The organism is Hymenobacter terrigena (genome assembly GCF_054776515.1).
The window spans coordinates 401,053-423,306 of sequence record NZ_BAAHBU010000005.1 but is presented as its reverse complement, the minus strand read 5'-3'; the positions used below and the strand labels follow the sequence as shown (position 1 = coordinate 423,306).

14 protein-coding genes and 1 tRNA gene are annotated in these 22,254 nt (G+C 49.9%); 13 read left to right on the top strand and 2 right to left on the bottom strand.

Translation table 11 applies throughout. The features are described 5' to 3' along the window. Positions 1-2: 2 nt before the first annotated feature. From ACYU7Q_RS20920 to ACYU7Q_RS20880, 9 genes are all read left to right on the top strand, one after another. Positions 3-779 carry a hypothetical protein gene (locus tag ACYU7Q_RS20920; protein ID WP_460611401.1) on the top strand — a complete coding sequence of 259 codons (777 nt, stop codon included), beginning with the start codon at positions 3-5 and terminating at the stop codon, positions 777-779. 425 nt (positions 780-1,204) lie between these two features. Further along, on the top strand, positions 1,205-5,896 hold the full coding sequence (locus ACYU7Q_RS20915) for a hypothetical protein (RefSeq protein ID WP_460611400.1): 4,692 nt from the start codon (positions 1,205-1,207) through the stop codon (positions 5,894-5,896). Continuing rightward, positions 5,893-8,223, top strand: coding sequence for a hypothetical protein (locus tag ACYU7Q_RS20910; RefSeq protein WP_460611399.1), 2,331 nt, complete (start codon positions 5,893-5,895; stop codon positions 8,221-8,223). Before ACYU7Q_RS20915 ends, ACYU7Q_RS20910 begins: the two co-directional genes overlap by 4 nt. A gap of 3 nt (positions 8,224-8,226) precedes the next feature. Further along, the gene (gene brxL / locus ACYU7Q_RS20905; protein ID WP_460611398.1) at positions 8,227-9,720 is read left to right on the top strand and encodes a BREX system Lon protease-like protein BrxL; all 1,494 of its coding nucleotides are present in this window, start codon (positions 8,227-8,229) and stop codon (positions 9,718-9,720) included. A 271-nt stretch (positions 9,721-9,991) separates the two neighbouring features. Beyond that, positions 9,992-11,281, top strand: a complete 1,290-nt coding sequence (locus ACYU7Q_RS20900) for a ParB N-terminal domain-containing protein (protein WP_460611397.1) — start codon at positions 9,992-9,994, stop codon at positions 11,279-11,281. 301 nt (positions 11,282-11,582) lie between these two features. Further along, complete coding sequence (locus ACYU7Q_RS20895) at positions 11,583-12,077, top strand: multiubiquitin domain-containing protein (RefSeq protein ID WP_460611396.1); 495 nt, start codon at positions 11,583-11,585, stop codon at positions 12,075-12,077. After that, positions 12,052-13,242 (top strand): ThiF family adenylyltransferase, encoded by a 1,191-nt coding sequence (locus ACYU7Q_RS20890; RefSeq protein WP_460611395.1) that lies wholly within the window; start codon positions 12,052-12,054, stop codon positions 13,240-13,242. Before ACYU7Q_RS20895 ends, ACYU7Q_RS20890 begins: the two co-directional genes overlap by 26 nt. Beyond that, on the top strand, positions 13,239-13,694 hold the full coding sequence (locus tag ACYU7Q_RS20885) for a DUF6527 family protein (protein WP_460611394.1): 456 nt from the start codon (positions 13,239-13,241) through the stop codon (positions 13,692-13,694). The genes ACYU7Q_RS20890 and ACYU7Q_RS20885 overlap by 4 nt, the downstream gene beginning before the upstream one ends. Before the next feature lie 169 nt (positions 13,695-13,863). Further along, positions 13,864-15,393 carry an HNH endonuclease gene (locus ACYU7Q_RS20880; protein ID WP_460611393.1) on the top strand — a complete coding sequence of 510 codons (1,530 nt, stop codon included), beginning with the start codon at positions 13,864-13,866 and terminating at the stop codon, positions 15,391-15,393. A 263-nt stretch (positions 15,394-15,656) separates the two neighbouring features. Here the strand turns inward: ACYU7Q_RS20880 and ACYU7Q_RS20875 are convergent. Continuing rightward, a tRNA-Ser gene (locus ACYU7Q_RS20875) sits at positions 15,657-15,736 on the bottom strand. A 122-nt stretch (positions 15,737-15,858) separates the two neighbouring features. Between ACYU7Q_RS20875 and ACYU7Q_RS20870 the strand changes: the two genes are divergently transcribed. From ACYU7Q_RS20870 to ACYU7Q_RS20855, 4 genes are all read left to right on the top strand, one after another. After that, complete coding sequence (locus ACYU7Q_RS20870; protein WP_460611392.1) at positions 15,859-17,229, top strand: site-specific integrase; 1,371 nt, start codon at positions 15,859-15,861, stop codon at positions 17,227-17,229. 163 nt (positions 17,230-17,392) lie between these two features. Then, the gene (locus ACYU7Q_RS20865) at positions 17,393-18,295 is read left to right on the top strand and encodes a hypothetical protein (RefSeq protein WP_460611391.1); all 903 of its coding nucleotides are present in this window, start codon (positions 17,393-17,395) and stop codon (positions 18,293-18,295) included. A gap of 231 nt (positions 18,296-18,526) precedes the next feature. After that, a complete protein-coding gene (locus ACYU7Q_RS20860) occupies positions 18,527-18,724 on the top strand; it encodes a helix-turn-helix domain-containing protein (protein ID WP_460611390.1) in 198 nt (65 codons plus the stop codon). Positions 18,725-19,679: 955 nt separating this feature from the next. Next, positions 19,680-21,368, top strand: coding sequence for a YfjI family protein (locus tag ACYU7Q_RS20855; RefSeq protein ID WP_460611389.1), 1,689 nt, complete (start codon positions 19,680-19,682; stop codon positions 21,366-21,368). Between the two features lie 389 nt (positions 21,369-21,757). Here ACYU7Q_RS20855 and ACYU7Q_RS20850 read toward each other — a convergent pair whose 3' ends face one another. Further along, positions 21,758-22,249: a hypothetical protein gene (locus ACYU7Q_RS20850; RefSeq protein ID WP_460611388.1), complete on the bottom strand. Its 492-nt coding sequence runs from the start codon at positions 22,247-22,249 to the stop codon at positions 21,758-21,760. Positions 22,250-22,254 lie beyond the last annotated feature (5 nt).

The window sequence follows — 22,254 nt, the reverse complement described above, 5'->3', positions numbered from 1 at the left end:
TTATGCAAACCTTGCACGAGTATCAAGGCTTCGGAGTAAGCCTAAGAGAAATAACACAAGTTTTCAACCTTTTCGGAACTGAAAAACAAGTATTAATCAATGAAACTGGCTTTGGCGATAATAAAGTACGAGGCCTAATTGATTATCTCAAAGATTTCAATTTAGCAAGCAATACGAAGGAGCTAACAAAATTAGGAGAAGAAGTTAAGAAGGCGGACAAGCGTTTGGTCGAGGACTTTTCTAAGTGGCTCTGCGTGTACCATTGGTCCGCTTGCGACCATAACCCTGCCCTTTTTTACCTTCTGAACTGTGCCGGGAACGTTGCGAACTTGGCTGGCTTTCAAGAAGCCTTTAAGCTTTGGGCCTCAGCGAACGATATCCAGACAAATTACAAGAAGCCTTACGTCACCGGACTTATTAGCAAGACTCTCAAAGCACTTACAGATACTGAAGCGTTTGAGAAGCTGCGTTTGATTTCTATCGGTAACGATAGGATAGAGCGTCTGGACCCTTACGGCGTTCATCCACTTCTACTAGCTTATATTTTGTACGATAATCGGCGCGGTAGACAGTCCATTACCATTACCGAGTTGCTAGAGGAATCTGGCAACATCGGAAAGTTCTTTGGCTACAATGCAAACAGCTTAGACAACCGGCTGAACGACTTAGCCCATCTGGGGTTGGTGAAGCGCGTGCAAGTAGCTAATTTAAACATGGTGGAACTTCCCTTCAACGGTTCTCCTCTGGCACTTGTCAAAAAGTATTATGCAGAGAATTGAGGAATTGCTAACCACCGTTTGTCGGGCGCGGAAACGAACTGGAGCAATACTAGCTAGTAGCTATTTTGAGGACGTAATAGACCAAAGCAAGCAAGCTGGCTTTGTGATAGTCGACGGCTCAGCAAAGCACAGTGGTAGACTGATTCTTACTGATGACCTGTTAATAGAGCGGGTCAGGATGTTGGCTGAAGGTGCTCCTTGCCTCTTTCTAAATCTGGAACTGTATGTTGCACCTAGGTTGAACAATCCCGGGTTTCTGAAGCAGCTAGTACAAAAACTGGTCGTATTGGAGCCTATGCACCCAATCGTGTTTTTGCTCTACTCAGCACGGGTTTTCTCCTTATTCAACGCGGTGTATGAACAAGCGCTGCCTCAATCACAGCACACCCTCAATTTAGTCGATAATAAGTTTTTTGCATGATAATATGAGTACGCTGAGCAGCTTAATTCAACTCTCAACGGCATTTTCAGCCGAGATTGACTTATCAAACGATTTTCGCTATAACCTCACTGCCCCCGACCAGAAGATTGAAGGCTACCTGCCCAATCGCAGTTCGCGGCGCGTGATGAAAGCCATATTGGATACAGTTTCAACAAGCACTGACCATAAGCTGCACCTTATTCAGGCATCATATGGCACAGGCAAGTCATATCTGATGCTGATGATGGCCCACCTGCTCGGCAATAACTGTCCGGAAGCTCTGGCCCCCTTCTTGCAAAAAATATCTGACAAGGAGGCTCAGCTAAAGGATGGGCTGAGCACGAAATTGGAAGCGCTGACTCAGCGAGACGACCGATTTTTGGTTGTTATTCCAAACTATGGGGAAGCTGATTTCCGACAAGCACTATTGAAGGGGTTGATTACTGCGCTTGACAAGCAAGGTCTGGGTTTTCGCCCCCCAACCATGTATCAACGAGCTGCAGAAGTTCTAGAAGGTTGGAAAGCAACTAATCCCACAGCTTACCAGCACTTTGGCGAAAAACTGAGTGGGGTCAAAATTGAAGACTTCATTGGGTTGCTTCGTGATTTGGACGCACCTTCTTATCATACTTTCAAAACCTGCTTTCGTGCTATAGTAGGTAACTCATTTGATGAGTCAGATGTAGCGGATGCATATACAGTGTATGCGGAAACTGCGAAAAGCATTGCATCGCAAGGTTACCGTGGCATTGTGGTATTGTACGATGAATTCGGCGACATGCTCGGTCGATTGATTAACGCTACGGAAGGGTCTGGACTGCCGGTCCAGAAATTTATTGAGAGTGTTAAGCGAGCTGGTAGTCAGGGTGTAAACATTTTGTTTATAGCTGCAACTCACCAAGACCCATATGCCTTACTGGAAGACAAGAAAAAGAATCTAGAAAAAACTTCTGGAAGATTTGACCCACACTCCCTTGGGGCTACAAAAGACACACTGGATGGGACAGGTGATGACGTTGAGATTACTGACGCCACTGAAATCATGGGAACGGTCTTCATTCGTGCGAAGGAGACCAAGCCAAAGTTGGATGAACTATTAAAAGCTGAAGACTACGCTAGCGACGCTGTTGACTTAGTGAGCAAGCAGAATCTTTACGGCAAGCAAACGGCCCAATGGATAAGCCATAATGTGGTCGAGAACCTGTTCCCACTCCATCCCCTCACTGCCCGACTTCTCCCCAAGTTTTCGAACGAATACGCGCAGAACACGCGTACGATGTTCAATTTTCTTAGTCCTAGACAACTAGAAGTAGGAGGGTTACAGCATTTCCTCAATACCCAGCCACTCACGGATAGCAGCGGCCGTCCAACGTTGTTCACCCCTGACCGGCTGCTCGATTTTTTCGAGACGAACCTAATGGATGCCAAATTTGGGCAAATCCGTAACTCGCTCGACGATTACAAGACTGCACTTGCTAACGTAACGGGAGAAGTCGATGCTGAGCGTCTATTTCGCAACGTGCTTCTACTAAAAGTTGTACGCGACAATCGCCTCGCTCCACGCCGGGACCTATTACTGTGGGCACAAAACTGGCCTGCTTCGCGTGATGCTGAGTTTGATGCGCTATTAAACAGCTTGGCTGATAAGGGTTGGTTGGAGCACAACCGTACCAACAACACCTACGACTTCCCTTCGGCTGGTACTCTATCTGTTGACAGTGTGCTGAAGGAAGAAGAAGTTAAATTAGCGGGCTTGAGGCTACCTAAATGCTTGGAAGTTTGGAATAGTCTCGAACCTTGTCCTGCTTTGGTTTCAGACGAGCAAAACGACCGTTTTGGTGCTCAGCGGCGCTACGAGGTGGTACCTATCTGCCAAGCTTCGGACTCGAAGGAAAAGTTGGAAAAGCTGGCTGACTTTTATAGCGGTAAGAATGAAAATTGGCCAGCAACCGGCTATGTTTTCCACCTAGTGAGTGACAAACCAGAGGCTCAGGAGCAAATGGTGAAATTCATACTTGCCAACAAAGCCACACAGCCATATGTATTTTATACTCAACCGCATGACCCTTTCTTGTTTAGCGAACTACAAAAGAAAACCTTAAAATACTTGGCATTAGATAACGCCTTGTTGCGTGATGAAATTGCCTCCAACCCAGCCCGAAAAGATAAGGTAACAGACCAATTCCGCCTCGCCGAAAGAGAGTTGCGTAGCTTAATCACTGGCACATTTGAGCCAAATAACTGGGTTTGGAATTACGCTAAAGAGTCTACCCCTCAGGCTTTTAGTAATGCCCGTGGGTTCAACAACTGGTTTGAGCAAAAAGTAGAGGAGCAATTTTTCCAGGTTCCTACGGTCAAGGAGCCTGGACTATGGTTTGTGAAGCGGGCCCAACAAGCAAAGGACCGAGACGCAGCATTCGCAAATATCTACAGCACTCCAACTGGGCGAATTCCACTTGATACTCCAGGCAATGCTGCTCATGACCGCATAGTAGAGCACTTCTTCTATAAACTCACTCTAACCAAGCAGACAGCACGTGAGAAGGGTATTCAATACGGAGAAATTAAATCGCCGGATACGAGTACGCCGGAGGCGTCCATTTTTAGACACTTTGATAAAGTACTAAAAGGGAAAGAAGGCGGAGTTTCCGGCCAGGAGCTATTCAGTCCCCTATTGCAAGCTCCGTATGGGTTGTCAGAGCACCTCATCAAGTTCTTCTTTGGCTGTTATGACCGGTTGCATTCGCTTCAAATAACCATCTATAAAGGTGCGCTGATAAAGGAAAAGGACGTCGAGCTTTTTAAAGAATTATTCAAGAAGCCAGCTGATTACCGTATTCGGCGGGTAGACATGTCGCCGAAGGAAGAGGGGTATCTACGCGAGTTGCGCGACTTATTTGGCAAGAGCTCTGCTACTTCGTTCGCAGAAGTTGCCCGTCAATTCCAAGGCGTTGTAGCTCCACTGACATCCTTGCAAAAAGCACTCATTGCCCGCAAGGGCGGGGAGGTACAGGCGTTTTTTGAAACGATTGCTGCTCTACCACAAAGCATTCCCGAACCAGAGGCCCGAATGCTGTTCTTGGAAACACTTCCTAACAGCTTGCTTGGTGTTACATCACAGGAAGCCTTCGAAGACGACCCTGCAAACCGCCCGAAGCTACTCAAGAAGCTGCGGGAGTTCAAGCAATTTCCATTTGACGCGGATAAGCTGTTTCGACAAGAAACCTTAGAAACTCTCTCCAAAACAGTTTTTGGGAAAGAGAACGTAGGCAAGGATGATATCCAGTCGATTACCAAAGAATGGTTTGCTGGTTTGACGACAGCCCAGCGGATGGCTACCTACTCCGACCCATACATCGCTAATTGGATTAGGCTTATCCAAAACGGGCCAGTAGGCAAAGACATTCTGTCTTATTACACTTCTGAACTGACGGCTAAGCCGCTGCACACCTGGGAGGGTAACTTATACGTCTGTCAATCGGAGTACGTCAGGGAATTTCAGGGTTACAAGAAAACTGTCGAGGATTTCACCCTCGACCCCATGAAGGTGCTGCAATACATCGCGCGCGAGGTCTTCGAGGTTTCGCCCAGTGAGTGCTCCACGGAAATCGTTTTTGCTCAACTTTTCAAAGACTGGTGGACTGAATTAGGTCAACTCAAACAGACCCACCCCTTCGCAGACCAAGCAGCAAAATGGTTGCTTGAGAATATTGACTCTACCGCACCAACAACCACACTTTATCTCGACAACATTCCGCGGCGCTGGATAGAGAAAAACACCTTGCTCAAGTCCATTCCAACTAAATGGAAGGAATGGACCGACACTCAGATTGCAGCGGTGGCTGCCGAGTACCGGCGCTGCTACGTTCTCATTAATGCCTGGCTGCCACCGGTAGCTGAGGGGGACTTGTTTGCTGGTATAGGACAGTTATTCGGTCTAAAAGAGGCCGCTACAGCTCATGTGCTTCGCGAAGGCATTTTCACCCAGTGGTATGCTAATTTGCCAATCCGCACTCGGGAGGCTGATTGGGCTAACAAAACTTCAGATGACGCGCTACTGATTAATCAGCTGTCATCAGGCGAGGGCCTGTACATTTTGCTAACCCAAACCCTCCCTCAACGATGGGGCCTGCCCGGGTTGAAGGACTTAAGCGCAGAAGACTTACCCAGGCTGCTAGCCAAGATTGATAGCTTGAAGGCAAGCATCGACAACTACAGTCGCCCTTTGCTTGAAGTGGTATCGGCGCTAGACAAAAAAGGGAAACACAAGCACGAAGCTGATTATAAAAGCACTCTTTACGACGACCTACGGCGTCAAGAAGCTTACACTGTCAAGGCAGATGCGGATGCTACGCTACTTACGGACACCCTAGCTCGGTTAATGCTGCATGGCGTGAGAGCTAAATCCGACTTAGGAAAGCTGGTTGAGGAAGTAGCCCTTCACCTGGATTTACCCTCGGACCATCACCTATGGGATAAGGACCAACAGAAGGCGTTTGTAAGCAACTGGAATCAAGCCGTTGCCACTATTCAAGCATGGACCTTTCCAGAAGACCGCAAGCTGGCCGAGGCCCGAGATGAATTGAGCGCCTTTGTCCGCGAGTTCTGCGAAAAGAAGGACTTGAATCCTGGCCAGCGACGCAAGCTGCTCAACGACCTGCTGAGTGAATTAGCACCTGTAGCGCAGGTACAATGAGAATCTATTTAGACCCCTTTGGTCTCCAACCGGTCTCAGGCGCTTTAGAAGTGACGGATGATGCTAGTTACGTAGCTGCCCGACAGCTTCTGCTTGCATTCATGCGTAGTCCTGATCTACCCAGCCGTGATGTTATCGTCCGCCATGAACCTTGGACTCAATGGTTCGATGACCTACCAACGACGCTGACTGTATCTGTTTCACCATTAGCTCAGCTTCGAGACAGATGGCCCGGTGTGGCGTTGCCGGCAGACCTCACTGACAAGGATATACAGGAGCTCGGGTTGCTTCTAGGCACTGAGATTGAACCCACTTTGACAGGTATTGCTAAGCACTTCTTTGCTGGAGCATTTCATTCTGTCATCAGTACCGAAACGGCTACTGTTTATGCACTGGCGCGTTATATAGCGCAGAAACCGCCCGCTTTAAATAAGGATTACCTTCGCCGGCTATGGAGTCAACTTTTGGATTCGTTGCCGCTTGCGCTCGAACCTTTGAAAGCAGCCGACGCTGCCTTTGCCAAAATATTGGCAGAAGGCATTTACCTGGGTGGCCGGCCGGAATTAGCTTCAGACTGGGAGCACGAAAATACCTTAGTGCTTAAAAAGACTTATCAGGTCTCTCTTACTGACTTACAACAGCTCAAACTACTTAGTTGGTCTATTCGACCGTTTAAGGTTGCAGATGTTGACCCTAAATCAGAGCAGAAAATTACTCAATTAGTCAGTGCAGCGTTGAAAAAAGGTGCGCCACCTTTGGATGTGCTGAGCGGACGCTACGTTGGCGAATTACGAGCGATACTTCCTGCTGGAATCAGGCTAGATGCGGCAATCTTGCAGACTATAGAGGCTCGCTACGCCGATATTCTATCAACCGAAACCTACCTGCACGGACAGCTTCGAACTCTCGTAACACCTGAGTTACTCGTACCTCCAACTGCGGCTGACCTCTCGCCACTGCCGCTGCCGCAACAGCTGCGAACTTGGCAAGAATGGGCCACTACCAGCTTTATTCCTTACAAATTCTGGCTTGACCAAGTGAAGCAGCCACCGGCCGAGGCGCTTGACCAAGTTGAAGAATACGCCAATCTGTATGGTGACTGGCTATTTGCCAACTATTCGACGCTTATCGACGATGAGCGCATTCTAACAAGCAGCAATGTTCGCCAACGCGCCCAGCAACTGCTTTCCCCTAACGATAGCCGTCTAATATGGCTCATTATCGATGGGCTTCCGGATGCCTATACCTCGCTTTTGACTGCTGCCCTGAAAAAGCATGGCCTGAACAAAATCAAGATAGACTATGCGTTAACGACTCTACCAACCATAACTGCCATAGGCATACCTGCGCTGCTCAACGGCCTCCGGCCTAATGCTTCTTCCTTTATTCCGATTAAGCGCAAAGAGGCACTAATACAGGCGTACCCTGACCATAGGGTGGTGTTTTCGAATCAGCCACGCGACTTTGCAGATACCCTTGCAGCTGAAGCTGACCTATGCTGCCTGCATTGGCGAGAACTTGATTCATACCAGCATAAAGAAGATAGGGAAATAGAAGGCACCCGGGCCGAACACATTGGCCACGAGCTTGATAAGCGTATTGGACTGTTGGCAGCGGCAATGCGTCAAACTCCTGACCGACGAACACGTCTCCTTATCTCTACCGACCACGGTGCTACTCGCTGCTTGCGCAATGAGTCTGGTATCAGCAACAGAAAGATAAAGGAGGCTACTGCCGAGCCGCATGAACGTTGTATCAAGCTGGTCGGCAAGCTAGCAGAGGAGCAACTAGATACTAAAGAGACCTACCACCTGACCAAGGAAATGACCCACAATCAGGATGATTGGGTAGCAGCCCGTGGCTACCGTTACTTTGGTAGCAATGATTCCGGATATCGTCATGGCGGGTTGACGCCTGAGGAAACCATTGTACCGGTGCTAATGGCTGAGGCAAGTGATTTGATAGTAAACGACCTTCTGATGAGCTATTTCGGCACTAAGGAGTTAGAACTCGGTAAAACGCTGAAAGATGTACAGCTACGGATTCAGAACCCGAATGCTTTTGCCATCGAGCTCCGAGGTTTATCAATTGCTCAAGACCCCAAAATTCAATTTAGCCTCCCTAGCCAACTAGATTCCAACGGCAGTACAACCCTGAAAGTCAACCTCAAATTGCCGTCGTCTCTACGCCCTCAGGGTGGCTATGTCAATCTGAATGCCTCCCTGGAATATATGGTTCAGGGTGAAAACTATACGGCACAAGTAACTTTCCCAGTACCCATCCAACAGGCTAACGAATTGGATGATTTCGACTTTGATTCTATATAGCGCATGAATGACACGCTTCGCCAAAAAGTAACTGACGCGTTCGAGTCAGCTTGCATCGACAAAAGCTTGTACAGTGGTTCCGGCCTCAATGAGCAAAGCATTCCTGTATTCGTGGGGGAGTGGCTCATCGACCGCCAACTAAAGGGAGGCGAATGGGATGAGGATGTCAAGCAACAGGTGATTGCGTTCGTACGCAAGTTTATGCCGAGTAAGGACGACGTTGAGGACCTTAAACAGCGTCTGCGGAATGGGGACAATGTTTCAGTACTAGAATACGTCAGTCCTCGGGTAGACCTGACTAAGGACCAAACGTTTCTGGAATCGGGCAGCCTTGGCAATCAAAAAGTCCTGGTCGAAGAGCACTTGCTCACCCGATATCCACGCCTGTTAAAGGGCGGGATGTGGGGCCTTGCCATCTACCAATACCGCCGGCCTACAGATAAAGGGGGCGAAGTATGGCTCAGCGAATTCAAGCCATTGCAGGCCTCAAAGATTGATGTCGATGAATATGTTGAAAAGCGTCAACTGTTCAGTCTCGAAGAATGGACTCAGCTGCTTATCAACTCATTGGGGTATAATGCAGAAGGAAAAGGAGGATACACAACAGATACGACGCGCTCGGCGCTGCTCACACGCTTAATCCCCTTTGTCCAACGTCGGGTAAACCTGTTTGAGCTGGCTCCCAAAGGCACCGGCAAATCGTTTTTGTTCGGACAATTCTCTCGCTATTCACGCTTGATTGAAGGAGGTGCGGTGTCTCCTGCAGTCCTTTTTTACAACGAGAACACGAAAGTGCCTGGGCTATTCACCCAGTTTGATATTGTAGTGTTTGATGAAGCACAATCTCTTTCTTTCAGCAGCCCGGATGAAACCGTCGCCAAGCTTAAAGGCTATCTGGAGCAGGGGAAGTACTCTAAAGGCAAATTCACTGTGTCTGCAGATGCCGGAGCTGTCTTCATTGCGAACGTACAGATTGGCCGCGATAAGATGCCGGTAAATGCTAAGCATCTGTTTAGTGATTTACCAACGATACTACAAGAAACAGCACTACTTGACCGTATTCACGGATTGTTACCTGGCTGGCACTTACCCCGAATGGGTGTCGACGCCCTTTCCAAAGGCGTCGGCTTGAAGGCAGACTACCTAGGTGAAATCTTCCACGCAATGCGCTTCCGTATCGAATACGATAAGTATGTAGAAGAACGTCAGCACTTGATTGACTCCAAAGACTTCCGTGATGTTCGGGCCATTCTCAAACTTTCAGCTGGCTTTCTGAAGCTTCTCTTCCCAGACCTATCTGTTGTAACTGAGGAAGAGTTTGAAACCTACTGTCTCCTTCCTGCCATTCATCTACGTCAGCGCTTGCGTGAGCAGCTTTTCTACATGGACCCGGAGTTCTCTAAACACGAAATCACTCTTCGCCGGGGACCCGTGTCAGCAATGGACCACGAGGTTGTGTCCGTGGAGGATGCTGCCGAGGACTTGTCCAGTGTCTGAGTCCTCTCATGTAGCGAAGCCCACTGCAAAGCACATATAGAGCTTTCACTCCATAATACCTCTCAGTATCCTCTATGAACGAGGGATACTGGGAGGTTTTTTTGTGCTCTACATCAGCGGTTTAAGCTCGTAAAGATACTTTTTAATCAAAAAAACAACAACTCTGTTTGCGAAAACAAATATTAATGCTCAGATTTGTTTTCGCAAACAGCGATTGGATCTGCTACAACATGGGAATTGTTTGTCTAAAACACACTTAAAAGTAAAGATAATGGCCCTTGTAATTCCAGCCTTGGCAGGCAAAATGGGTAGTACCGACTATTATCTGTCGAAAATGCTTGTGCGTGAATTGCTTCAGGGCGTTCGACCAGCTGGAGCCGACCAGAAGTGGTGGGAGGAATTGCCTGCCGAGGAGCGTATGCAGCGCGATGCGGACATGAAGCGCGTAAAAACAGAAATTGCGCCGTACATCGCCCAAAATGCCGATAGGTTTTTCGGTGCCTTAATCGTACTCATTTACAAAGGGGAGCCCCATTTTGAAAGCTTGTCGACTTTCAAAATCAGTTTGCCTCATGCTTACAAGTCGCAGGCGGAGGATATTGGTTTTTTGACTATTGATGGAGGGCAGCTTATTGTTCTAGATGGTCAACACCGCTGGTATGCCTTGGACAGCGTTCACCGGGGTGAAACTGTCGGTTTGGATGCCGACAGCGTGGCCAGTGATGAAATCAGTGTGATTTTCATCAAACATGAAACGGACCTTAAAACGCGACGCATCTTCAACAAGGTCAATCGTTACGCTAAGCAAACTAGCCGCGGAGATAACATTTTGACCAGTGAGGATGATGGATATGCCATTGCATCCAGAAGGCTCATATACGATAACGAAGCGCCTTTCTACGCGAAGCCAGGAGATGAAGCACTCGTTAATTGGAAAAGTAACACACTTGCTCCTCGCAGTAAGCAACTCACAACATTGAGTGCGCTGTATGAAATGTCGAAAATCATTCTTGGGCAGAGCCCGGAGTACAAGAACTTCGACGAGAAGCATATGGTCAATCGGCCCTCCGATGTTGATTTGGATGGTGCCACTGACTTGCTCTTAAGTTTTTGGTGGGCGGTGCTAGGCGAATTCCTGCCTTATGCTACCGCGCTTTCGGGTGATCACAGCAAGATTGTGGAGATGCGCAAGGACGAACATGCGTATTCTTTGCTCTTCAAGCCAGCTGGTCAAATTGCATTCGTGAGCGGCTTAATTGCTGCCCAAACAATGACTGGTTTGGGCTTAAATGAGCTTCTAGTTCGTGCGAACAAGCTGCACTGGTCAATGGCTGACAAGCATTGGGTAAACTTCATTATGAACCCCAACGGAACAATCAATGCGCGTGCAGACATCCGTGACCGGACCGCCCAGCTAATAGCTTACCTACTTGCAGGGGATAAAATGACCCCGGATGAAGTGGGAAATATCCAGGCTATGTACAATTCGGCCAACCTAGTAACCTCGGCAAGCCGAGGCACTGAACAGTGGCTGTCGTTGCCAACATCTGCCGCACACTAAGCTGCTTAACGCCTGCGGGCCCTTAATACAAATAATCATCTTTTAATCAACCGATGCTGACTAGAAACAAAAACAGCCGCTACTGGCCGTAGCGACTGTTATAGAAGAAAAAGTAAAAACGCTTGGACCCGTGCTTACATCTACCGGGAGTAGTCCCCCGGCCCAATTTCTTCTTTTTAAGTGAGGGCGCAAAGGTAACTGAACCCAGTTACACAACAAGACTTTGCCCTGTTGCGAGGCCCGGCACGATGTCTACTCACCGTAATCTGGTAGGCAGAAACGTTTTCACACCTCCAACACAATGGAAAAAGTACACGGTGGCTCCGAGAAAGAGCCAGCAGACAAGAATACGCCCAACAGCAACGCTTCAACCGCCTCTCCAAACTCGGGCCAAGGCAACAGCAACGGAAATGGGCCGAACAACGGAAGTGGGTCCAGCGATGGAAACTCTGGCTCAGGAAACGGCAATGCTGGGAACAGCTCTGGTAACTCGGGCAATAGTAACCCAGGCGGCAACCCTGAAGGCGGAAGCTCGGGTAACGGCAATCCTGGCAACGACCCCAAAAAGGACGTCACCATTTTTGTAAATGCCACTCCCCACGTAGTTACGAAAGATGAAATGTCTTTTCGCGAAATTGTAGCTCTGGCAGCGCTGCCGAGTGGACCCAATGTCAGCTACACGCTGACTTTCCGGAAAGGGCACGGCAACAAGCCGGAAGGCAGCCTGGTAGAGGGTGGTACGGTCAAGGTTAAAGACGGAATGATATTCAATGTCTCAGCAACCGATAAATCGTAGCCCCGACCTACAGCGCCTTCGCAACGAGGGCTATGATGTAGAAGTGAAAGGCGGATATCTGCTGGTTAAAGGCGTTCCATATGTTACGGCTAGCAAGGCCATTGCGTATGGAACGCTGGCATCAGCTTTATCCCTGGCAGGGGAAGTAACCATGAAACCGGCTACCCACGTGGCTTATTTTGCTGGCGAACACCCATGCCACAAGGACGGCACGAAAATGAGTAAGATAGAGCACCAATCCAATCATATGGATTTGGGTAATGGGCTCATCATGCAGCACTCGTTTTCGAGTAAGCCGCGAGCAGGGTATAGTGACTATTATGAGAAAGTCACAACCTATGTTGCGCTTATCTCAAGCCCAGCGCAGGCCCTCGACGCTTCTGTTACAGCTATATCATTCCCGGTGATAGAGCCAACGGAGGATGAATCAGTCTTTTGCTACACGGACACAGCTTCTACCAGAGCGCGTATCTCAGCCGTCACCGAGAAACTCGCTTATGGGAATATCGCCATTATCGGGTTAGGCGGCACTGGGACTTACGTACTGGACCTAGTCGCAAAAACGCCGGTTAAGCAAATCCACCTCTTTGATGGGGATGTGTTTTCGCAGCATAATGCCTTTCGGTCACCTGGTGCCCCAACCGCAGATGAGCTTCGGTCCAAGCCTCAAAAGGTCGATTATTTTGCAAGCTTGTATTCCAAAATGCATCGTCATATCATCCCGCATGACGGGTACCTTGACGCAACAAATTTGGATGGTTTGCAAGGCATGGACTTTGTCTTTCTCTGTCTTGACCGTGGCAGTGTGAAACAAGTTTTGATTGCGAAGCTGGAAGAGTTATCCATTCCTTTCATTGATGTGGGAATGGGCATCTACCTACATGAAAAGCACAACTCGCTAGGTGGCATTGTCAGGGTAACAGCTAGCACTCCACAGCAGCGCGGGCATGTTCATGACAAGAAGCGCATTTCCTTTGGTGATGAGGACGCAGGTAATGAATACCAGCAGAATATTCAAATCGCGGACTTGAATGCCCTCAACGCGGCCTTGGCTGTGATTAAGTGGAAGAAGCTTGCTGGATTCTACCTAGACTTAGAAGCCGAACTCCACAGCACGTACACCCTGGACGGGAACATTCTTCAAAACGAAGACCATTCCCTATGAAGAACACCGTCCTCCACCATGAGTTCGTAGAGTTTCTGCCTACGGATTTATCAGCAGGGGTACTTTACGTGTCGATACCGTTCGCCACAGCAGCACATCTATGCTGCTGTGGTTGCGGCAATCGAGTTATAACTCCGTTAACGCCTACTGATTGGAAGTTGACTTATGATGGGGACGCCGTTTCGCTTTCTCCATCAATCGGCAACTGGAGTTTCCCCTGCAAATCTCATTACTGGGTGAAACGCGGGAAAATCAAATGGGCCGGGCGATGGTCGCCTGAAGAAGTCGCTGCTGGCAGAAGCAAGGACCGGTTAGCCAAGAAAAAGCATTTTGGCGAGGATGAAGCAGTGTTGAAGGATAATATTCCTGTAATTAGCGAGCCTCCCGCCTTGGCTATGCCAGCACAAAGTTTCTGGGCCAAGCTTCGAAAAGTCTTAGGATTTAAGAAGTAAGAAAGGTCTGTGCTTGCATAAAATCGATTTTATGCAAGCACTTTCTGATGAACACGAGTAGCCCACATTCCCGTGGGCTATTCGTGTTTAAAGTTTCTTACCATTTGATTTATGGTTAACCGCTTCAGTCGATAGCGGCACTCGGTTCCATTTTACCTTATTTTAAGCCATGAACCACATTTGCTATAGCTGCGGCTGCCCAATGGTGGACGAAGCGTACTTCCGGCAGCACCCTGAGGAATTTGCTAGTAAGCCGAAATTCACCCACGACGAGCACATCATTCACAATGCACTGCACGGCCGCTTGACATCCAGCCGGATACTGTGCAAAGAATGCGGTAGTACGTTCGGGCACGAGGCCGACGGTGCATTTGTCAGCCTGTTTACGCCGATAACGGCCCGTATAAAGGATATGCTGCTGCCCAAGCAGCATGGCAAAAATACGAGCAACACCTTGCAGGGAGTGCTCTATGAAGGCGGTGACCCGAGCCGGGAGCGCCGAGTAGTGATTAGGGATAACGTCGTAACGCCCAAGGAGCCCTTCCATACGTTTGACGCGGCGACCAACGTGGTGACCATTTACGCCAGCGCGGCCCGCGCCAAACACTACAAAAATGTCGTTGTAAAGGAGTTGCAGGCTAATAATCTGAACCCCGACGAGGTGGAGTTCAAGTTCGTGGAGGACGTACAGGACATGGGAGTATTGGGTATCTTCTTCACAGAAGGGACGGAGAAGTTCAACGAGCGTCTGCGGCTGGGGTTTAACAAAATTGCCTTAGGCTTCGCCATGTATGCCGGGCTGCCCCGAAAGCAGGTGCCGCGTGTGCTGCAACTCGACGAGCACGGGAAGGGCCAGCTGGTTGACTCTCAAAACCTAATTCCATTCTATCCCATCGGGGCCTTGGACAGGCTGGTAGAGGGGTTCCGCCCGCGGCTGGAAGAAAACTACCCCAGCCACACCTTGATTTTGTTTTCCCAGCCCCGCGAAAAGGGAGGTCAAGCTCTGTTTTGCTACGTGGACTTATTCAGCACGTTTCAACACTACGTGCTGCTGAATGAGGATTACCAGGGCGCGCCGATTTATAAAAGCTATCACCAAGCTACGACCAAATCCGTACCTAGCCATGTGGATTTACTGAAGGTTCGCCACAAATTTTGGAATGTCGTTGCCGAACAGTTCGAGGTGGACACGACGAAATTTCCAGGGGGAGATATGGATGAATACCGCGCTTTTATTCAGCGAGGCATCGATAACTATGCATTTAATCCGCAGTTGAATTTGTCCCTCGAAACCAAAACGATGTTTGAGCGGGTGATACCGCTGCTAGTGGCGCTTCACCCAGATGAAGATGGCGAGCCAGACAGCTCTGTTTTGGAGTTCTTACAGGCTAACCACCCCGCACAGTACGAGGCGCTGTTAAGCGAGCTACACTTTTACCTCGCGTACAATGCCGAAGCTAGATATCAGCGGTTTAGAACTAGCTTCTTAAAAATCGAGGATCACGGAAACCAGCAAGCTCTGTCTTACCCCTCCGAGTGCCTACGCCCACCGATGGAAATTCGCCATTTTCAGGAGTATGGTCATCTAAAATTCGGGCAGCTGAATGACCTTATCAACGAAGCTCAAGAATTGGCCGCACTCCAGTTGCATAGGCAAAAATCGGCTGGAACCTCCAAAATTACCAGTTCGCCCGAGTAGCCTATTAAACCGGCTTTATGGTCCTGCATTCCCTTGATAGCCTACATGGAATGCGCCGAAAGGTCCCGCCAAAGGTCCAGGTATCACCATAAGCTACAGCCTGGCAGTTTACTTTTCCGACAATAGCCAATGTTGTTTAGCCATTTCCCTGCTATCGCTCTAAACCAACTACGCTAGCCCTCCGATGCACTTGTATGAACCACTGTATGAACCAAAAACAAAACAGCCACCTAGCAGCTAAGCTAAGTGGCTGTTAATCAATGAGCGAGAAACGAGGTTCGAACTCGCGACCCTCAGCTTGGGAAGCTATGTGATTAACTTTATTATTAGTTGCTATTATCGCCTAACAGCACTGAAAAGGCCGTTTTTAGTGCATACAACGTACTGGCATTTATCACCAATATCCCGCTTTTTACTACATTTGTGTAATTCGCCGTGTAATTTATTTCGAGCGGATTACACAGCATGGCAAAGACAACCGAACACAAAGAGGGCAAGGCATTAGTGAAGGTGGTGTACTACACGAGCAACACCCTAGCTGATGGCTCGCACCCATTCTTTTTGCGCATTACCAAAGACCGGAAGCGCAAATACATTGCTACCGGCTTGAGCCTCCACCCGAAGTATTGGAACGAGGCTAAAAAGGAAGTCCGCAGAAGCTACCCAGAGCCAGGCCGGGAAAAGTTGCTTCGGAAGTTGGCCGAATGGGAGGAGAAGTATAGCGAGGCAGCAGTAACCCTGGCAGAGGCGGATGAGCAGCATGACGCACCCGCAGTCGCGGCCAAAGCTATTGAGGGACGCAAGGCAGCGCGACGGGTGAAGCTGCTGGCCTACTGCGATGAATTGAGTGCAGGTTACCTCAAAACTGGGCAGGCCGGCAATTCTACAATTTACCGTGACCTTCGCAACCAACTGGCAAAGTTTGTGGCTGCCGAAAACAACGCGCCAGCGCCGCCTACTGGTAGGGGGCAGGCCGATACCTGGGCAGCATGGCTGAGTTTGTATGACATTCCCCTAAGCAGGGTTGACGTAACCTTCTGTCACGAATGGGAACAAACGCTACGGGCCACAGGCATCAAAGAAACAACCCTGTCGCTGCGGTTTCGGACGCTCAGGGCCGTGCTTAACCAGGCCATTGCGGCGGGGTTGATGAAGGCCACAGCTTATCCCTTTGCCCGCACCGTGGCTGAGAAGCATAAGCTGCAAGTCGGCAAGTTTGATGTAAGCACGGCAAAGCGGGCTATAAGCCGCGACGAACTACGGTTACTGGAAGACTTACAGCCGGCCAATGAACGGCAGCATCTTGCAAAAGATGTCTTTCTATTCTCGTTCTACTGTGGTGGTATCAATTTCGTAGACTTGGCGCAACTACGTTGGCGCAACCTGAGCGGCGTAGCGACGGGCACGGGCCACCAGGAACGGCTAAGCTATGAGCGGCAGAAAACGGGCGGTAAGTTCTCGTTGCGGCTGTTGGCACCTGCCGCCGCTATTGTGGCAGCATACCATTCCTTTACCTACGCCACGCCGGCCAGCTACATATTCCCAGTGCTTGACCTAGCTCGCCACCTTACTCCGCATCAAATCAAAAATCGCTTGCATAAAGTGCTGGGGCAAGTCAACAAAGACCTGAAAGAGTTGGGGCAAAAGGCTGGAATTGCCACGCCACTTACCACCTATGTGGCACGTCACACTTTCGCTACTACCCTAAAACAAGCTGGTACTCAGACTGCTATTATATCCCAAGCAATGGGCCACAAGTCCGAGGCGGTCACAGCCGTATACTTGGATTCTTTCGCTTCGGAAGTAGTTGATACAGCGTTCGAGCACCTTCTTTAGATTCAACGCAGAATTGCGCGTGCTCAACTGTCAGCACAATCCAGTCTGTACTCTAAGTTTTAATATCAGCAGCCTTATCATCACCGCCATCAATAGGATATAATCTCTAAATAATTATCTTTACGCAACTAGTTTTTCAAGCATAATATCGGAATAAATAGGCATGGAAACAGGGGAAAAGGGGTTTGTATTGTATCAACCACCTGCATTATTTTCGTTTCCTAACTTCATTAAACTAGGATTTATGCTCAGTGAACTTTACGTTGTGAAACGTCCTACCACCTTTAATGGACGGCGCATTCAAGCAGAAAATCAATACAATAAGCTCGCTGCTTATTTCGGGACGCATGTCCTCCGTGACTGGGTTGGCCCCGATGGAAAAAGCTACAGGCACCTTGTGCCTCCCTATTGCTATAGGTTCGATGAGACTTTTGGGGTTTTGTTAACTTGGGAGTATCCTTCCACTTTCGAGAACTTATTAAATTCTATGTTTAATTATCCAGATTCTACTGATTTAAAATATTTGAATGATATTCTATTTATACTTGGCCATAACATAACTGACTTTTACACATGTACCAAGGGTTCTGAAGGAACTATAGCCCCGGATAGTTTGAATTATATCATGAACTCGGATACGACGTATCGATGGGTTGAAAACGCTGAGCAAACCTTGAATAACAAACCATCGGAGAATTATAATGCAACCATAAAACCGTTGCTTCCTCTCTCTGACATTAAGGCAACGCCACAACCAACGAACTTTTTCCTTAACGGTTATTCTGTTGACCGATTCACCAAACTGCTGATTGCGCTTGGGATTTTAAATGACCGACGCCGGCACGCATCTGATTCTAAGCCTCGTAATTGGCGTGCGGCAATTGAGGCACTCAGAGACAATAGGTTTTTATCATCGAATGACAGTGCCGGCCTATACCGATTCTTGGTGGCGGAATACAATTATCCTTTTAAAAAACGGGTGATTCAAGATGGCTTTAATGCAAAAAGTCTTGATGCGCAAGAAATCTATAAGCGCGCTAATACACTATTGCGAGATAACATGTAAGCATTTCGCATTCTGTTTTCGCATTTTCGCACTTCTTCTGCACAGTGCGAAAATGCAATTTTATGTTCTTCTTATGTTTTCCCTTTGTGGTATCGCTGGCTCACTTATCTAACGATACCACAAAGGCATATGGCAACCCTTATCACAATGGGCGTAGATTACGCCCAACTTATAGCCGACCTTAAATCGGCACTTCGTTCCGAACTCAATTCGGTACTCGCGTCTTCCACGGTGCCCCTCGCAGAAGTAGGTGGCATAGAGTTGGCGCAGGAAATAACCCGGCTCAGCAAGCCCCGCATCTATGCGTTGGTGGCCGCTCGGCAGATTCCGCACAGCAAACGGGGCAACAAGCTATACTTCAATCGGGCCGACCTATTGGCCTGGGTAGTGGCTGGCAACCGCCAAGTGAAGGAGGTAGCATATGCATAATTTCCACTCCACCGGGAACGTAGCGACAAAGGACCTGTCGCTCACGCTGGCTTCAGCGATGGCTGGCCCCCAGCTCACAAGGTGAAGCTGCTCCTGCCTTACCTAGCGCCCGGCATCCTCGTTGAGGTAACGTATCGCTCCTCCGCGATGCCGGAAGCCTTGGGCCTGTTGCACCAAGCGGACCGTGAACACGGCAGTTACACAATCGCCGCCCTTGTTCACATTAAAGGACCCAACGGCGGCCAAAATCGCCCCTATCAGCGTTCGTACCCCCTCCGCTTGGGTCCGCAAAGGGTACCTGCGTTGCTAATAAGTGGGGGCGGTCCGTTATTTCTCCCCTGCCGAGGTCCGCGCCCTGGATTTACACCACCACAATTTGCGAAAGTGGCAGCCGACGGAGCCCAATTGGATAATGACCGCCGCATCCGACGCCGCGCGTGATGCCAGTGTATGCTACCCTTGCGGAAGAGCAGAAAACCTTCCTCTTTTTTCCCATATGCAATCCTTCGCAGCCTTCCACGAGACCGGTCATGGCGATTAGTGGACGTGCCTCTTCCGTCAGGCAGCGGTTCCTCTAGCGCCAGCATTGTATCCTCAAGCGACGGGGCAACGAAGGCCATGGCTTTTGCAAACCGATTGATACCCCTTTTAATCACTGTTTCGGGCGCATATTCCCCCTTTTGCAATCAACGGCCGTTCCGGCCTCTCTTACTCTTTTTCCCCTTTAATGTCCCCAACCTTACTTCACACTGCCCATCAACCAGCCGGTCTTGTGCCGCCCCCTATTGCGGCCGGTAATGCTACCGCTTCATCTCACACCCAAACAACCGTAGCATGGTGCTTGGAACACTTTGCAGGAGGGCCCTTCCCTAATTATAGCACATTTGACGAACGCTCGCGTTGGTTCAAGGATTTTACCACCTTTTGTTGCGGGTATAATGTCTCACTCTGGTCGTTGGAACACCACGTCCGTACCCGTTTAGTCGATGAGATTTTCACTGATGAGGACGCTAAAGAGATGATGCTTGTCGTCAATGCAGCTTCGAAAGCGTACCACGACCAGCGCATTGCCTTGCTAAAGGCCGAGAGCGGGACTTCGCTGAGCGCACCAAGTGCACAAACACTTCTTGGTCCAGTCCAGGGGTGGCCGCGCCCGCAACCCTTGGCGTCGGTACTCCTGCCAGTCGCACCCTTCGAGGAATCGTTATTTCCCGCGCCGCTTCGCCCCGCCCTGGCTGACTTGGCCCATCGCATGCAATGCCCTCCGGAATGGGTCGCGGGCACGGTCCTCGCCAGCCTCGGCTCCGTGGTGGGAGCACGGTGCGGCATTTATCCGAAGCAATACGATACCTCGTGGAAGGAAGTGCCCAACCTGTGGGGCGCGGTCGTAGCCGAGCCCTCCAAAATGAAAACACCCACTATTACCGCATCCATGGCCCCCCTCCGGAAGCTGGAGAAAGCGGCCCAAGCCGCATTTGACCAAGCCGCCGTGGTTCAGGAATTCGAGGCCGAAGTGCAGAAGGCGCGGAAAGACGCCTTAAAAGGGCTGATAAAGGCCGCTGCGAAGGACGATGACGCGCAGCAATTGACGGCCCTTACAACTGAATTGGTGGGCTTGGGCAACACTGCGACGCTACCCCTCCGACGCTACATCATAAACGACAGTACAGTGGAGAAGCTGACTGAACTCATGGGCCAGCATTCGCGCGGCTTGCTAGTGTACCGGGACGAATTGGCGGGTCTGCTCCACACATGGGACAAGCCGGGCCACGAAAACGACCGCGCCTTTTACCTCGAAGCCTGGACCGGCACGGGCAGTTATACCTCCGACCGCATCGGCCGCGGCACTACCCGCGTGGCACATTGCTGCCTCTCGTTGTTCGGCGGCATCCAACCGGACAAGATTGAGCCGTACCTGGCGCAGACCCTGCGTGGCCAAAACGACGGCATGTTGCAACGATTCCAACTGCTGATGTGGCCCGATGCGCGGCCGTACATGTACGTGGACACAGCACCTGACGACACCGCTGTGGCTGAAGCGGAGAAACTCTTCCGTTGCCTCGACGGTCTAGACTTTGCTGCTCGGGGCGCCATTTGCGAAGCCGGAGAAGCCATTCCGGCGTTCCATTTTGCCCCCGATGCCCAAGCCTTCTTTATCGCCTGGCTCGCCGGGATGGAACGCCGGTTGCGCCAAGACGATGAGTCGCCGGCAATAGTGGAACACCTTGCCAAGTACCGGAAGCTCTTTCCGGCCCTGGCACTTTTGTTTCACCTTATCGACCTAGCGGCCAACGGCAGCAGTGGCCCGGTAACCCTTGGAGCCGCCCAACTCGCCGCTCGCTGGTGTACCTTCTTGGAGTCCCACGCCCGCCGTCTATATGCTTATCGTACCGGGGCGGCGCGCAGTACGCAGGCACTGGCAACTAAACTCCGCAACAAAACAATCACCGCCCCTTTCAAGGCGCGTGACATCGTTCGTCGCGGCTGGCAGGGCCTATCAGAGACGCGGGTTGTGGAGGCTGCCCTTGAAGAGTTGGTAGCGAGCAGTTGGCTTCGCGAAGTCCCCGCTACTCCAAGCAAGGGAACCACCGGGCGTCCTCCAGCGCCTGTTTATCATATCAATCCGCGGATTCATGCGGAATAGATAAGCCAACAATTTGTTTTATTGCCAACGCACCGACAAAACCGACATAATGACTTGTGTCGGTTTTGTCGGTTTAATAAGGAGCAGTTATGCACTATCCGCTCTGACTGGGGCTGGTGTAATGGTTGGGGCCGTTGCCATAACAGTCGCCACGCCCCACCTATTGGCGGTCTTCAGGGGACTTTCGGTAGTAACGAGCTACCCCGCGAACGATTGCAAGAATAAGCCAAAGAGTGCTGATGATACGGGTGGTGGTTCCGCCAAAGCCAAGCCACCGGCAGGCATACGTAAGTAGAATAGCAACCACTCCCCACTCAGCAAGAAAGAAAATAACTGCCAACAATTCAAGTCTCACCTTTGAGAGCAACCATTTTAAAGCCTTCATCTGCTTATACAGCCTCTCCTTCCAGAATGATTGCCGGGTTACTGGGTAGTTTAAAGCCATACTGCGCCGCTACCTTCTGCGCCAATAAGGCGTACATCTCCAATCGGCAGGATTGTACATGGATGATGTGCTGAAAACTAAACCAGAACTCATTTTGCAGCTTTGGCGTCGCAAATTCGCCTCTCATGATTTCCAGGTCTTCGAGTAACTCCTCCCGCAACGAGTCCCTCGCCACATCTGAGAAGAGTTCTTCGAGGGCGGACAGTTCGGGAGTTAGTTCAGGCTTAGGAATGCCCTTGAAGTAGTCCCATGCACCATTAATAGCAAGTTGCTGCTGCTGCATTGGGCCCAGTAACAGCTCCTCGTATTTAGAGCAGAGTTCATCAAGCTCACGTCGTGACAGTTCTGATGCCGATTTCATTATTGTAACCGAATATGTGTAGCCCAAAGCTAAGCACATTTGTTGTTTTGGATACACATATGAATCCAAAGACATTGAAG